This is a genomic window from Bradyrhizobium sp. (assembly GCF_030646015.1).
GTDB lineage: Bacteria > Pseudomonadota > Alphaproteobacteria > Rhizobiales > Xanthobacteraceae > Bradyrhizobium.
In genome coordinates this window covers 38,710-52,377 of record NZ_JAUSLT010000067.1, presented here as the reverse complement: position 1 = coordinate 52,377, position 13,668 = coordinate 38,710, and the positions used below count along the sequence as shown (strand labels likewise).

At 61.4% G+C, this 13,668-nt stretch carries 12 protein-coding genes; 9 read left to right on the top strand and 3 right to left on the bottom strand.

What is annotated here, in order from left to right; all coding sequences use genetic code 11:
- Positions 1 to 8 precede the first annotated feature (8 nt).
- The 3 genes from Q7T45_RS09565 to Q7T45_RS09555 all read left to right on the top strand — a co-directional run bounded on the left by Q7T45_RS09565 (position 9) and on the right by Q7T45_RS09555 (position 3,052).
- Positions 9 to 1,304 (top strand): ABC transporter substrate-binding protein, encoded by a 1,296-nt coding sequence (locus tag Q7T45_RS09565; RefSeq protein ID WP_304870090.1) that lies wholly within the window; start codon positions 9 to 11, stop codon positions 1,302 to 1,304.
- Positions 1,305 to 1,382: 78 nt separating this feature from the next.
- The gene (locus tag Q7T45_RS09560; RefSeq protein WP_304870088.1) at positions 1,383 to 2,207 is read left to right on the top strand and encodes a phosphodiesterase; all 825 of its coding nucleotides are present in this window, start codon (positions 1,383 to 1,385) and stop codon (positions 2,205 to 2,207) included.
- Complete coding sequence (locus Q7T45_RS09555; RefSeq protein ID WP_304870086.1) at positions 2,204 to 3,052, top strand: phosphodiesterase; 849 nt, start codon at positions 2,204 to 2,206, stop codon at positions 3,050 to 3,052. The genes Q7T45_RS09560 and Q7T45_RS09555 overlap by 4 nt, the downstream gene beginning before the upstream one ends.
- Before the next feature lie 3 nt (positions 3,053 to 3,055).
- Here Q7T45_RS09555 and Q7T45_RS09550 read toward each other — a convergent pair whose 3' ends face one another.
- On the bottom strand, positions 3,056 to 5,026 hold the full coding sequence (locus Q7T45_RS09550) for a methyl-accepting chemotaxis protein (RefSeq protein WP_304870084.1): 1,971 nt from the start codon (positions 5,024 to 5,026) through the stop codon (positions 3,056 to 3,058).
- Between the two features lie 493 nt (positions 5,027 to 5,519).
- On the opposite strand from Q7T45_RS09550, the gene Q7T45_RS09545 reads away from it, so the two are divergent.
- From Q7T45_RS09545 to Q7T45_RS09535, 3 genes are all read left to right on the top strand, one after another.
- A complete protein-coding gene (locus Q7T45_RS09545; protein ID WP_304870082.1) occupies positions 5,520 to 6,740 on the top strand; it encodes a class I SAM-dependent methyltransferase in 1,221 nt (406 codons plus the stop codon).
- Positions 6,741 to 6,837: 97 nt separating this feature from the next.
- Positions 6,838 to 7,896 carry an acyltransferase gene (locus Q7T45_RS09540; RefSeq protein WP_304870080.1) on the top strand — a complete coding sequence of 353 codons (1,059 nt, stop codon included), beginning with the start codon at positions 6,838 to 6,840 and terminating at the stop codon, positions 7,894 to 7,896.
- Entirely contained in the window at positions 7,824 to 8,714 is an 891-nt protein-coding gene (locus tag Q7T45_RS09535) for a sialate O-acetylesterase (protein ID WP_304870078.1), read from the top strand. The genes Q7T45_RS09540 and Q7T45_RS09535 overlap by 73 nt, the downstream gene beginning before the upstream one ends.
- A 29-nt stretch (positions 8,715 to 8,743) precedes the next feature.
- Here Q7T45_RS09535 and Q7T45_RS09530 read toward each other — a convergent pair whose 3' ends face one another.
- Positions 8,744 to 8,890, bottom strand: coding sequence for a hypothetical protein (locus Q7T45_RS09530; protein ID WP_304870076.1), 147 nt, complete (start codon positions 8,888 to 8,890; stop codon positions 8,744 to 8,746).
- A 264-nt stretch (positions 8,891 to 9,154) separates the two neighbouring features.
- On the opposite strand from Q7T45_RS09530, the gene Q7T45_RS09525 reads away from it, so the two are divergent.
- Together Q7T45_RS09525 and Q7T45_RS09520 are read left to right on the top strand one after the other, a co-directional pair.
- Positions 9,155 to 11,017, top strand: a complete 1,863-nt coding sequence (locus Q7T45_RS09525; RefSeq protein ID WP_304870074.1) for an ABC transporter ATP-binding protein — start codon at positions 9,155 to 9,157, stop codon at positions 11,015 to 11,017.
- A gap of 47 nt (positions 11,018 to 11,064) precedes the next feature.
- Positions 11,065 to 11,337 carry a PqqD family protein gene (locus tag Q7T45_RS09520; RefSeq protein WP_304870072.1) on the top strand — a complete coding sequence of 91 codons (273 nt, stop codon included), beginning with the start codon at positions 11,065 to 11,067 and terminating at the stop codon, positions 11,335 to 11,337.
- Here the strand turns inward: Q7T45_RS09520 and Q7T45_RS09515 are convergent.
- Positions 11,295 to 11,690, bottom strand: coding sequence for a lasso peptide biosynthesis B2 protein (locus tag Q7T45_RS09515; RefSeq protein WP_304870070.1), 396 nt, complete (start codon positions 11,688 to 11,690; stop codon positions 11,295 to 11,297). The two genes, Q7T45_RS09520 and Q7T45_RS09515, sit on opposite strands and share 43 nt — an antisense overlap.
- 135 nt (positions 11,691 to 11,825) lie before the next feature.
- Here Q7T45_RS09515 and Q7T45_RS09510 point away from each other — a divergent pair, with 135 nt between their 5' ends.
- The gene (locus Q7T45_RS09510) at positions 11,826 to 13,517 is read left to right on the top strand and encodes an asparagine synthase C-terminal domain-containing protein (RefSeq protein WP_304870068.1); all 1,692 of its coding nucleotides are present in this window, start codon (positions 11,826 to 11,828) and stop codon (positions 13,515 to 13,517) included.
- Positions 13,518 to 13,668 lie beyond the last annotated feature (151 nt).

The following is a 13,668-nucleotide window of genomic DNA, read 5'->3' as shown; positions in this document are numbered from 1 at the left end:
AGCTATCGATGTTGAAAAGACTGACTGTCGCTACACTGGCCGTGCTTGCCGGCGTCGCCGGCGCCCAGGCCCAAGCTCAAGCCCAGAGCCAGACCGAAGTGGTGCTGCAATATCCCTACCCGGAGCTGTTCACCGAAACCCACAAGAAGATCGCCGAAGAGTTCGCCAAGGTTCGTCCCGACATCAAGGTGTCGATGCGTGCGCCCTATGAATCCTATGAGGACGGCACCCAGCGCGTACTGCGTGAAGCCGTCACCAGCCAGATGCCCGACGTCAGCTTCCAGGGCCTCAACCGCATCCGCGTCCTCGTCGACAAGAACATCCCGGCGCCGCTCGATGGCTACATCGCCGCGGAAAAGGATTTCGACAAGCAGGGCTTCCACCAGGCGATGTTCGATATCGGCACTTCCAGCGGCAAGGTTTACGCGCTGCCGTTCGCGATCTCGTTGCCGATCGTCTATGTCAACCTCGACCTCGCCAAGAAGGCCGGCGCAGATCCGGAAAATCTGCCGGTGACGTGGGACGGCATCATCGACCTTGCCAAAAAGATCAAGGCCAGCGCGCCCGACGTCAACGGCATCACTTACGCCTGGGACATCACCGGCAATTGGCTCTGGCAGGCACCTGTGTTTTCGCGCGGCGGCACGATGCTGAACGCCGACGAGACCAAGGTGGCGTTCGACGGACCGGAAGGCCAGTTCGCCATCCGGACGCTCGGCCGCCTCGTCAGCGACGGCGGCATGCCCAACCTCGATCAGCCGGCGATGCGTGCGGCATTCGCCGCCGGCAAGACCGGCATCCACGTCACCTCGACCTCGGATCTGAACAAGGTGACGCAGATGGTAGGCGACAAGTTCAAGCTGAAGACCCACACCTTCCCCGATGTCGTCGCCAGCAAGGGCCGGCTACCCGCGGGCGGTAACGTCGTGATGATCCTCGCCAAGGACAAGGCCAAGCGCGACGCCTCCTGGGAAGTCGTCAAATTCTGGACCGGTCCGAAGGGTGCGGCGATCATGGCGGAAACCACCGGCTATATGCCGCCCAACAAGGTCACCAACGAAGTCTACCTGAAGGATTTCTACGTCAAGAACCCGAACAACTACACCGCGGTCAAGCAGCTGCCGCTGTTGACCAAGTGGTACGCGTTTCCCGGTGACAATGGCCTGAAGATTACCGACGTCATCAAGGATCATCTCAACACGATCATTTCGGGAACGCGCACCAAGGAGCCGGATGCTGTTCTCGCCGACATGGCCTCCGACGTGCAGAAGCTGCTGCCGAAATCGGTCGGCTCGGCGCGCTGATTTCAAGACATCAAGCTCGTCTTACCCAACCCAGCGGGGCGCCACGGCGCCCCGCTTCTCATACCAGCGAGGTTCACCATGAAACTCATCCATATGAGCGACATCCATCTGACCGCTCCCGGCGGCACCATCGGCGGCCGCGATCCCCGCCATAATTTCGAGCGCGCGCTCGGGCACGTCCTGGCCGACCACAGCGACGCCGAACTGATGGTAATAACAGGCGATCTCTCCGATTGGGGCGACCGGGCGGACTATGAATGGCTGCGGAGCCGGCTGGACAACTTTCCGCTTCCGGTTCGTCTTTGCATCGGCAATCACGACAATCGCGCGGCGTTCCTCGGCGTATTCCCCGAATACGCCGAGTCCGACGGTTTCGCGCAGGGTTTTCACGACACCGCAGCCGGTCGCTGCCTGTTTCTCGACACCACCGAACCGCGGACCCATGCCGGCCGCTATTGCGCGCGGCGGCAGGACTGGCTGGAGCAACAGCTGTTCGAACATGACGGTCCGCACCTGCTGTTCATGCATCATAATCCGATGCCGACCCATCTCGGCCCGATGGACCAGATCCGGCTGCTGGACGACGCGGCATTCCGCCAGATCGTCGGGCGGCATCGCGACAAGATCCGCCATATCTTCTTCGGCCATTGTCATCTGCCGCTCGGCGGTTCGGTCGCCGGCGTCCCCGCGACCTCGCTGCGCGGTACCAACCATGCCAGCTACCCGCTGTTTTCGGAGAAGCTGATGCTGAGCGCGTCCGATCTGCCGGAATCCTATGGCGTGGCGTTCGTCGGCCCGGACTACGTCACCGTGCACATGGTGGAGTTTGGCTATCAGGGCGCGATCCGGACCGAGGGCTCGCCGGATTTTGCCATGTGGGACCGGGAGACCATGCAGCGATGAAATTCGTAATTCTGACCGACACCCATTTCGTGCCACGCGGCCGGAAGCTGTACGGGCTCGATCCGGCAGAGCGCCTCGCGGTCGCCGTCGAGAAGATCAACGCGACGCACAAGGACATCTCCTTCGTCATCGTGTCAGGCGATCTCGCCCATTGGGGCGAACGGGCGGCCTATGCCAGTCTCGCCGGCGTGCTGGCCGGACTCGACGCCCCCACCATTCTCATGATGGGGAACCACGACAAACGCGATGCGTTCCGGAGCGAATTTGCCGGGGCCGACCGTGATGCCGACGGCTTCGTTCAGGGCGTGCACGTCTTCGATGCCGCGACCGTCGTCACGCTGGACACGCTGAACGAAGAGACGCCTGACCATGCCGGCGTCCTGTGCGAAGCGCGGTTGCATTTTCTGGAACAAGCGCTTGGCTCCGCGCCGGCCGACCGGCCGCTATTGCTGTTCCAGCATCATCCGCCGTTCGACAGCGGCCTGCGCTACATGGACACCATCAAGCTCGCCAACGGCGAGGCCGAATGGGATATCATCGCCCGCACGCGAAAACCCGATTACATGTTCATGGGCCACCTGCACCGCCCGATCGCCGGAACCTGGCGTGGCATACCCTTCCATATCCAGCGCGCGCTGACCCATCAGGTCGCCTTCGATTTCGAAACCGAGGGCCATATTCCAGGCACGCACGAGGCGCCGGACTATTCCCTGGCGACCGTGGGCGATGGAAACATCGTCATCCACCAATGCTCGTTTCTCTACGATGGCCCGGCCTTTTCGCTGCACGACCCGGAAGCCCAGAGCGCTCAATCGATTGGAGACCTCGTCAAGGTGATGGGGTAGAGGTCAGGCGGCCCTGACTGAATTGAGAAATTTTCCGACCTCGAGCTTGAGTCGGTTGCTTTCGCTTGACAGCGATTTCGCCGCGGAATGAACCTGTGCGGAGGCCGAACCGGTCTCGGTCGCGCCGTGCTGCACTTCGGCAATGTTCGAGGAAACCTGCTGCGTGCCCTCTGCTGCGTGCTGGATGTTGCGCGATATTTCCTGCGTCGCAGCGCCCTGCTCCTCAACCGACGAGGCAATGGTCGAGGAGATCTCCGACATGCGGCCGATGGTGTTGCCGATCTCCTTGATGGCCCCCACCGAATCCTGGGTGGCGGCCTGAATGCCCTGTATCTGCTGGCTGATTTCGCCGGTCGCTTTCGCCGTCTGTTCGGCGAGCGCCTTCACTTCCGACGCCACCACGGCAAAGCCGCGACCGGCCTCGCCGGCGCGCGCCGCTTCGATGGTCGCGTTCAACGCCAGCAGATTGGTCTGTCCGGCGATGGTGTTGATCAATTCGACCACGTCGCCGATACGACTGGCGGCCAGCGACAGTGCGCTGACGCGGTTATTGGTTTCCTGCGCCTGATCGACCGCTTCACTGGCGACCCGGGATGATTCCTGGACCTGCCGGCTGATCTCGTTCACCGACGCGGTCAGTTCCTCGCTGGCTGCGGAAACCGATTGCACATTGGTGGATGCTTCTTCGGAAGCCGCGGCGACCACGGTGGCAAGGTTCTGCGATCGCTCGGCGGCCCTCGTCAGCGTATCGGCGGAAGCTTCGAGTTCGGTCGCAGCCGAAGACACCGTCTCGACGATCTCGCCCACCGCGCCTTCGAAAGCGTCGGCAAGCTCGCGCATGTCGGCCTTGCGCTGTTCCAGCTGCCGTTGCTCGGTCTCACGCTGTTCGGCGCGCAGCCGCTCCGCCTCGGTCATGCTGTTCTTGAACACTTCGACCGCGCCGGCCATTTCGCCGATCTCGTCCCGGCGGCCGAGGCCCGGAATCGCGATCCTGAGGTCGCCTTTCGCAAGCCGGGTCATCGCCGAGACCATCGAAGCGAGTGCCTTCGAGATCGACCGTCCAATCAATAGCGAAAGTCCAATCACCAGGACGACCGCCAGGGCGAACGCGATCACCATCCACATGGCGACCGAGCTGCGCGTCGCCGCCTCATGGGCTTCAGCCGCAGTGTACAGCTGCTCGACATCTTTCTCGACCTCGGCGATCACAGGCTCGATGTCGTGAAACGTCTTCGACACCGCGGCGCCATAGTTCGCGACTTCCAGCGCGACGGTGGCCCAGGCAGAGAAATCCGCCTGATATTTTTCCAGCTTCCCGGCGATGTCGGACTTCAGCGCCGGCTGAATGTCGGCGCTTGCCAGCAACTTTGAGAACTCCCCGGCGGTTTTCTTCAGTTGACCGACATATTTCTCGTCGCGCCGCAACATGAAATCTTTCTCATGCCGCCGCAACATCAGCATCGAACTGGTCAGCCGCGGATTATCGATTTCCTTGAGCTTGGCTTCGATGTCGTGAACGGCGCCGCGCAGCGAACCGGTCAGGCCGAGCTTCTCGTTCAAGCCAAGCTTGACCTCGGCTTGCGCCAAACCTGCAAAGTTCTTTACGTAGTTTGCGAAGCCGCGCTGCGCGATCTCGACCTTTTGCAGGATGACGTTGAAGTCGCCAGATTGCACCATGGATTTCAATTTGTCGATGTCGCGTTGTATTCCGGCAGACAATTCCGAATGACGCTTCAAGTAGGACTCTTGGCGACGGAGCTGGAAATCCTTCTCGGCCCTGCGCGCTTCCAGCATCTTGATCGAAATCTGCTTGTTCAGGCTGGAGATGGCGCGGCCTTCGTCAGCGACAATCCGCGAGCCATCCTGCAACCCGTTTCCAATCTGATAGATCGCCCCGAATGCGAGAAGCCCGAGCAACCCGACGATGCCTATCGCCATGATCTTGTGGGTGAGACGAACGGAAAAGCCGCTCATGATTATTTCCTGATCATTTTGGGATTCGTCGGATCTACGTCGAATCGGCAATGCCCATCTATTAGGCAAATTTAATCGATCAACTTTTACACTTCGCTAACGCTGATGGGTGGGCGGCTCGCAACGGACCGTAGAAGTACGGAAATCAGGGCTTGAACTGATCGCTGAAATTGAAATGAACATTGATGCAACCGCCGACTCCAGGCGCTGGCGCTCTCTGAAGCGACCACGCGAATCAAGCGCGGGCCCACAGTCGAATTGGCATCAAGCGTTACACCGTACGTGGTGGTTCACGTGGGCCACACTCCTCGAAAAGGCGAACCGCCCGTCAAGCTGAAATTCAGGCTGGCTCGCCGCCACCGGCGTATGGTCGCCGCCGCGGCCGTCCTTATCGTCGGAGTACCCGCCCTCATGAACACGAACGCATTTCAGATTCGCGTCGAAGTTCTCCGCGACCATTGCGGGCTGGATCGGGCAGATCTAGAGTCTTTTCATGGAAGATACAGTTACAGAGGCGGTCAGGAAGCAGTACGAGGCGTACAGCTATCCGCCGCCAATCGAGGACGCCGAGAAATTCCTGAAGCAATGGGGACCGCTGACATGCGACCCCCGATTTGCGGGCGTTCAGTTGTGGCCGGAGGGGCGGCCGCGGCAGGACCTGCGCATCCTGTGCGCCGGTTGCGGCTCTTCGCAGGCGCCTCTGATCGCCCTCAATAACCCAGACTGTTCGGTCGTCGGCATCGATCTTTCCGAGGCCAGCCTCGCGCACTCCAACCGCCATCGCGATCGACACGGCCTCAGCAACCTCGAACTTCGGCAGGTGAGCCTGCTCGACGTCGCCAGGTTGAATCGCTCCTTTGACCTGATCATTTCCACCGGCGTCCTGCATCACCTTCCGGATCCGGATGCCGGACTCCGGGCACTCGCGGACGTACTCGATCTCGAGGGAAGCATGGCCATCATGCTTTACGGGACGGCGGGGCGCGCTGGCGTCTATTTACTCCAGGATACCCTGCGGCGGCTTGGCGCCGGTCCGGATGCCGGGGGCCTCAGGATGGCCCGCGAGCTCTTGAAGTTTGTCCCGCCGAATCATCCTCTGATCTCGACGACCGGCAAACTTCCCAATGACCTTGCCGACGATGCGGGGGTCGTGGACATGCTGCTTCACCCCCAGGACCGGGCCTATTCGGTACCGGAGGTCATGACGTTTGTCGAAACGGCCGGGCTCGTTTTCTTCGGCTGGAACGACAACGCGCTCTACTGCGCCGATCGGTTTCTGAGCGGAGAGATGCTGGACAGGGTTTTGGCGCTGCCGGCCGCGGAGCAGTGGGCCGTCATCGACAATCTTGCCGTGCTGAACGACCGGCACGATTTTTTCGTCAGGAAGCCGCAAAGCGCACGCTTCCTCACGCGTTTCGACACCGATGATTATCTGTCGTATGTCCCGTTCATTCGCGCCGGCACCCGGCTCGCCGGTGATGCCAACGCATTGATGCTGACGCGCCCCTCGCCTCAGGGGGAAATGAGGATCCCGATATCGAGAGCGGAAGCCTTGCTGCTGGAGCAGGCCGACGGAAACAGGAGCATATCGGAAATTCTGTCCCACGCCGTGTTCGCGCGGCTCGAGCCGGCGCAAAGGACGAATTTCGCTCGCGACGCCTGCGAGCGCCTGTGGCGATCGGGGCATGTCCTGTTCGGCAGACGCAACTCCTAGCCCAGGGCGGGAAACAGGACGCCGCGAAAGCTCTGGCCGCGCCAGGTTTTCGAGAATCATTAAGACTTCCTCAAGATTGTCCCGCCAACATTTATCCATGGGCAGCCTTCGATTGTTTCTCGCGCTTTCCGTCGTGCTCGTCCATTTCGGGATCCCGCTCGGATTTCCGACCAGCGACATCGCGGTACAGAGCTTCTTCGTCATCTCCGGCTTCTACATGGCGCTGGTCTTGAATGAAAAATATGGGCCCGGCTCGTATTTTCTGTTCATCTCCAATCGCGTGCTGAGACTCTGGCCAACCTATGCCGTCGTGCTGGTTCTGTCGCTCGCGGTGGCCCCCAATTGGGGGCCGATTGCTGCGCTGGACCTGCCCGGTCTGGCGTTCTGGATAGGGTCGCAGATCTTCATCGTCGGTCAGGAGATCTACTTCTTCCTGTTCATCAGCAATGGCGCATTGGCCTCCACGCTGCATCCAGGCGGGATGTCGGGCCTGCTGTATACGTTCGCGCCGATTCCCCAGGCGTGGACGCTGGGGCTGGAATTCTATTTCTACCTGCTCGCGCCATTCGTTGTGCGACGCGGACCCCTCGTCATTGCGGCAGCCATCGCCGGGAGCCTGATCCTGCGGATCGCGCTGCTCTGGGGCTTCGGCTTCAGTGGAGAACCATGGACGTACCGGTTCTTTCCCTCCGAGATCGCGCTGTTCCTGACGGGTTCGCTCGGTTACTACGCCTATGTTTCGCGGACCGACGAGGAGCGCAAGCAGGTGTATCGCCTGCTCTCGACCGCGGCGGTGTCATTGTTCGCTGCGCTGGCCCTGAGCAAATGGGATGGCGTTTCGCGGCTGGCATCGTTGTCGCTGCTCTGCGCCGTCATCATCGGCGTGCCGCGCCTGTTCGAATCGACCCGTGATATCGCCTGGGACCGGCATCTCGGCGAACTGTCGTACCCGCTCTATATCTGTCACTTCCTGTTTGGATGGATATTGCTGCCGGAGACCATTGCGGGCGCGTGCCTCGCATTGGCGATGTCCCTGATCGCCTCGATCATGCTTTACAGATGGGTCGAGGCACCGATCGATCGATGGCGGCAGAACAGATTGAAGAAAGCACGCCACGCGACCGACAAGCCGGTCCTCGTTCCAGCGGTGTCATGATTCCAATGCGACGCAATCTCGCGTTCCTGATCGGTGGCGTGCTGATTGGTGCGATCGGCAGCCATCTCGTCAGTCCCCGCAGCAGCCAGATCAATCTGACCGCGCTCCCGCCGCTCCCGCGGATTGAACGACCTTGCCTGCCGGATTCCGATCGAACGGCCGTGATCGTGCTGCTGGGCCAAAGCAACGCGGCCAATTACGGCAACACCCGATACTCCGCCCGTGAAGCCGTTGACAATTTCGACCCCGCTTCGGGCAAATGCTTCGCGGCTGCCGATCCGCTGCTGGGGGCCGATGGCGCCGGCGGCAACTTCGGAACGCGCCTTGGCGACCTCCTGATCCAGGCGGGACGGTATGATCGCGTCATCGTCGCATCCTTTGCCGTGGAAGGCGCATCGCTGTCGGCGCTGAACAACGAGCACGCCGAGCGGATCGACCGCGCCATGTCAGCCCTTCAGGCCGCAAAACTCCGGCCAACCCACTTTCTGGTTCAGCAGGGCGAAAAGGACGCGATCCTGACCACGACGCAGCAGCAATATGTTTCGCTGCTGCATCAATTCGTCAAACGATTTCGCGCGGCCGGGTTTGATGCGCCCTTCTATCTGTCGCGCACCACCAAGTGCGATGTGTACGCGCCCACCAACGTCGCGGCCGTTCGCGCCGCCCAGCTGTCCGCCGTCAACGATCAACTGAACATTCGGCCAGGGCCGGACACCGATTTGATCGGCAACGACGGCCGCAATCCGCATGACGGTTGCCACATGAATGAACTGGGAACGCTGGCCAATGCCGCGCTATGGGGATCGTTTATTCGATAGGTGAGCGGATTGGCGCAAGTCACGTCAGCCTAGCAGCGTTGCCCGTTTGACAGTCGGCACTGGCCGCTGCCGGGCTGGCTCTTCGGGTCCGAGGCGGTCTGGGCCTGTGCCAGCGATCCGCCGACGAAAACCGCGAGCGCAAACGCAGCGGCAACCAGAGCTGAAAAGCGAATCATGGAATTCTCCTCCTGTTGGGAACGCCAGCTCCGGCTCGCCGGAGGCTGGTGACAGCTGTTGTCACGCCAACCGTGCGGTCGGTCCGTCGGGGCCGCATCCCCTAAATTGATGAAAACGACCGAAATATATCGCCGCGCGCAGCGCCGATTCCTCGGACAAGGTCCCTCTTCGCCATGTAGAAGAACGCCATATCGAATCTCGGCGCGGGCCACGACGCCGGGAACACAAGCGGGCCGATTGTCTCGCCGAACCAGCGACGTGTTATGAACCAAATTGATATTGCCGCCGCCCCGCCGCCCGACGTCCCCCGTTCCTCGTTATTCGCGTTCTACCGATACTTTCTCGCCGAGCATAAGAAGATTTTCGTCTGGCTGTTCATCTGCGGCTTCGGCGTCGCCTGCGCCGACGCGATGGTGTCCGTGTTCGTCGGCAAGGTGGTGGCTTTCGTCGGTCAGCCCGACCGGTGGCAGGCCTGGCTGGAGCGTTGGCCGACACTTGTCGCGCTTCTGGTCGCGATCGGACTCGTCCGCCCTGCCCTGATCTATCTCGATCTGCATCTGCGAAACAGCTACCTCGTTCCCGGCGTCACATCGCGCATGCGCTGGATCAGCCATTGGCTGGTGGTGAACCAGAGTTGGCAATTCTTCCAGAATGATTTTCCCGGCCGCCTCGCCCACCGGGTGATGCATACCGCCGGCTCCTTGCGCGAAACCGCCGAGGCCGCCATTCGCGCGGTGTGGTATCTCGCGATGTATGGTGGCGCCAGCGCCTTCCTGCTTGCAGGTGCGGACTGGCGACTGGCGCTTCCCATTGCGGGCTGGTTTTGCGGCTACGGCCTGTTGCTGCGTTATTATGTGCCTCGTCTGCGGACAAGGGCCGAAGGCAGTTCGCAGGCCTATTCGGATTTGATGGCCGGGATCGTCGACTGCTACAGCAACATTCTCACCATCAAACTCTTCTCCTATGCCGCGACCGACAACGATCACGTTCGCCGCGCGCTGCTGTCGCACAACGATACCCAGCTGCGCCACATGCAGGCCATCACCGGCTTCATGACCAGCCTGACGCTTCTCAATACGGCACTGCTGACAGGCACCGGCGTTATCGGCGTCAGTCTGTGGCTGAACGAGTCCATTCCAGCCGAGGCCGTGGCGATGGCGCTGCCCCTGGTATGGCAGTTGGCAAGCACCGGCGGCTGGGTCGCCTGGGAGGTCTCTGGCATATTCCAGAATCTCGGCGACGTTAAGCAAGGGATGGAGTCGATCGCGGCGCCCAATACGATGGTCGATATGCCCAACGCGAAGACGCTGGAGATCAAGGCCGGCGCGATCGAGTTCAGGCAAATCGGTTTCGGGTACTCCAGCGAGCGCCCGCTGTTCGAGCAATTTACCCTGACCCTGGCGCCGGGCGAGCGGGTCGGTCTTGTCGGGCGATCCGGCGCGGGCAAGTCGACGCTCGTCAGCCTTCTGTTGCGGCTCTACGATATCCAGGACGGCTCCATCGTGATCGACGGACAAAGCATTCAGGACGTCTCGATGGACAGCCTGCGATCCTGCATCGGGGTCGTCACCCAGGACACGGCGCTGCTGCACCGCTCCATTCGCGACAACATCATGTGCGGCAAGCCCGATGCCACGCCGGGCGAACTCGAGCGTGCGCTGAACCAGTCCCGGGTCGCGCAATTCGTGTCGGAGCTACAGGACGAGGACGGCCGCACCGGGCTCGATTCAAGCGCCGGCGAGCGCGGTGCGAAATTGTCGGGCGGGCAACGCCAGCGCATCATTCTGGCGCGCACGCTGCTCAAGAACGCCCCCATCCTGGTGCTGGACGAAGCCACCGCGGCGCTCGACTCCGAGGCGGAGCACGCGATCCAGGAGCAGCTGGACACGCTGATGGTGGGGAAAACAGTGATTACCATTGCGCATCGGCTTTCGACGCTGGCCCGAATGGACAGGATTGTCGTACTGGATGCGGGACGCATTCTCGAGGAAGGATCGCACGAACAGCTCATCATCAGCGGGGGGCTTTACGCCTCTCTCTGGCAACATCAGACAGGCGGACGCCTCCCCGGCGGCGAACACTCTTCTTTCGCGCCGCCCAAATCCCCTGATTTCCAAATCCCCTGACTTCCACGGTTCTCCCTGAGGCTCCTTCATCTTAAAGCGGTTGGAAAATGCATATTCGATTGGCTCCCGGCACGACGCTCACCAATGTCGAAGGAAAGGACGTCCTGTTCTCGGTGAAGACAGGCGATTCCTACGGCCTCAATGAAACGGCTGCGCGGATGCTGCGGCTCGGGCTCGAGGCCGACCTGGATGAAGTCGTCAATCGGCTGGCGGGCGAGTACGGCGCCGAGCGCCAGGAAATTCGGGACGACTTCGAAGAACTCGTTGCCGAACTCGTTCAGTTGAAATTTACGCAGCTGGTTTCCACCCAGGGCGGGTAGGAAGCCACGACCGTGAAATCTTCCATGCCGGGGGTTTTTATGAACGTTTGCTCATTGCATATCACCCAGGCGTGGCCCGACAGCGGCGACAGCCGCATGCCGATCCTGAGGGAAGCCGGATGGCCATGACGGTTCAGGACGTACCACGTAGCAACCGCCTGATCGAGACACTCGATCCTGAGCGGCAATAGCTGCATGCCACGTATCGCGCGGCCGGCAAGATCCTCTGCTGTTGCATTTGGCGAGCGGCCGGGCCCGCGGGCGCGTCCCAGCCATCGGAAAAAAGTGATGGCTCGGTCAATCCCGAAAAGCTTCGTGGAGAAATGGGACAAACACAAAATTGATGCGCTCATGAATGCGACGATTTCCGTAAGACTGCTCTGCCCCAGGAGAGTAACCGATAACTATCGGAGCCTGCAATGAACGCAAACGCGGCTGCCAAAGCCCGCTGGAGCGCCGATCGAGACTGCAGCACGATTGATTGTGCCTTGGGAACAATTCTGATCGAGGGCGCCGTCTTCCGGGTCGACAACCAGGTCAGGCGTCGGGCGCTGGATCATTTGGGCGCGCTGATTGATCGCGAGGGTCCGTCAGCGATCGCCAAGGCGGTCGGCGACTTCGTCGCCATCATCGTGACGGATCAGGACACCTACGCGTTCAAGAGCTTCACGTCGCAGTATCAGATCTACTATCGGGAGCGGGATGGCGCGGTCGCCAACCGCCTCGGCTTTTTCTTCGATGCTTCCAGTTCCCGCTGGAACGAACATTACTTCGCCAGGCACGTTCTGCTCGTGCCCGGCTATCAGTTCCTGAGCACGGAAACGCCTCTCGCTGATGTCAGCAGGGTCCTTCCCGGTGAATTGATTCGCCTTGGTCGCCCCGTTACACGGCAACAACTCGTGCGAAGGCGTTACGGCTATCGGCTGGATGGCGCGCAGCGCCGCGAAGACGTTGCGCCGCAAATACTGGCGATCCTGCGCGACTCGATCAAGGGCCGCCTTGCAGCCAATCCGGATGCGAAAATTTGCGTCGAGATCTCCGGCGGCCTCGACTCGTCCTTCATTGCCTGCCTGCTGGGCGAACAGGCTTCTGGTATTCGCGGCGTGATGTTCTCGCAGCCCAACCTGCCCTCTCACGCGATCAGCGAAGGCTATGCGCGCGAGGTCGCGGACCGCTACGGGATCGATCTCGTCGTCATGCCCCCTGAAGAGCTTCCGACCAGCGTCGACGAGAACCCCGGTTATTCCGACGAGCCGAGCGATTTCTTCTGGTTCGGCGACTGGTTTTCGCGAGCGGTCGCCGATGTGGCGGAACCCGGCTCGCAGGTCTTTACCGGATTCGGCGCGGATCAGCTGTTCCTGCGCGCGCCGTCATTTCTTCCCTATCTGCTGCAGCGCCGGGAATACCGGCACTTCGCCAATGCCCTGCCCCCGGCCAGCGCGCTGCTTTCGCGCGGCCGCACCAATCTCGGCTGGCAGAGCCTGTTGTCGCTCGTTCCCGAAGGCATCCACCAGCGGCTGAACCGGATGTTTGGCGACAGGGGGTGGAATCCGTTCGATGTCAGCGACGTCAACATGCGCCGCATGCTGACCGATTCGGTTCCCTGGCTGCGGTGCGGCAGAACTCTCCACGCCTATTCGACGGAGCGTGAAACCCGGGAAAGGGAATTGGTCGGCGACGGCATCATCTGCGATGACTGGGGTTACTTTTCTGCGCCGCGGACGGTGACGCAGAGCCATTTCGCCGCGAAGCGACTGACCGACGCCTCGCCGTTCTGCGATCTTCCGTTGCTGGACTTCGTCTATGATGAGGTGAGCGCCCTTCTCGTCCATGACTTCGAGGGCCGCTACAAGGAGCTGCTGCGGGAAGCCCAGAAGGGCATCGTGCCGGAATCCCTGCGCGGGCGTCAGAACGATACCTTCGTGTTCAATTCATTTCAGCTGACCTATGTGAACAAGGCGCGGGAGTATTTCGCGGCCCTGCTCAGGACGGCCCCCGACGACTGGATCGACCGCCGGGCCGCGAACTACGCGCTGGAGCAGCTCTCGTTCGGCATCGCGACCAGCTCAACCCGCTCGGCGATGGCCCTGATGGGCTATCTCGGCTGGCGGCAGGCTTTTGTCGGCCACCGGACTATCGGACGAGAGATCGCCGGGCTGATATCCGCCAGATCCTCGTAACCATGAAGCTCTTTTAGCCATGAAAAAGCGGCGCGCCCGCGAGGAGCTCGCCGCCTGGATTTCGCCGACGCTTCCGTCTTACTTGAAGAAGCCGGAATACTTCTTGCCGTCGGTGCTCGGTCCCGTCGAATTGGACTTGATCAGCGCGAGG

Excerpts from the sequence above, each read along its gene's own strand:
- Q7T45_RS09565 (WP_304870090.1), top strand. The coding sequence starts at position 9 with ATGTTGAAAAGACTGACTGTCGCTACACTGGCCGTGCTTGCCGGCGTC.
- Q7T45_RS09560 (WP_304870088.1), top strand. The coding sequence starts at position 1,383 with ATGAAACTCATCCATATGAGCGACATCCATCTGACCGCTCCCGGCGGC.
- Q7T45_RS09555 (WP_304870086.1), top strand. The coding sequence starts at position 2,204 with ATGAAATTCGTAATTCTGACCGACACCCATTTCGTGCCACGCGGCCGG.
- Q7T45_RS09550 (WP_304870084.1), bottom strand. The coding sequence starts at position 5,026 with ATGAGCGGCTTTTCCGTTCGTCTCACCCACAAGATCATGGCGATAGGC.
- Q7T45_RS09545 (WP_304870082.1), top strand. The coding sequence starts at position 5,520 with ATGGAAGATACAGTTACAGAGGCGGTCAGGAAGCAGTACGAGGCGTAC.
- Q7T45_RS09540 (WP_304870080.1), top strand. The coding sequence starts at position 6,838 with ATGGGCAGCCTTCGATTGTTTCTCGCGCTTTCCGTCGTGCTCGTCCAT.
- Q7T45_RS09535 (WP_304870078.1), top strand. The coding sequence starts at position 7,824 with ATGGCGGCAGAACAGATTGAAGAAAGCACGCCACGCGACCGACAAGCC.
- Q7T45_RS09530 (WP_304870076.1), bottom strand. The coding sequence starts at position 8,890 with ATGATTCGCTTTTCAGCTCTGGTTGCCGCTGCGTTTGCGCTCGCGGTT.
- Q7T45_RS09525 (WP_304870074.1), top strand. The coding sequence starts at position 9,155 with ATGAACCAAATTGATATTGCCGCCGCCCCGCCGCCCGACGTCCCCCGT.
- Q7T45_RS09520 (WP_304870072.1), top strand. The coding sequence starts at position 11,065 with ATGCATATTCGATTGGCTCCCGGCACGACGCTCACCAATGTCGAAGGA.
- Q7T45_RS09515 (WP_304870070.1), bottom strand. The coding sequence starts at position 11,690 with ATGAGCGCATCAATTTTGTGTTTGTCCCATTTCTCCACGAAGCTTTTC.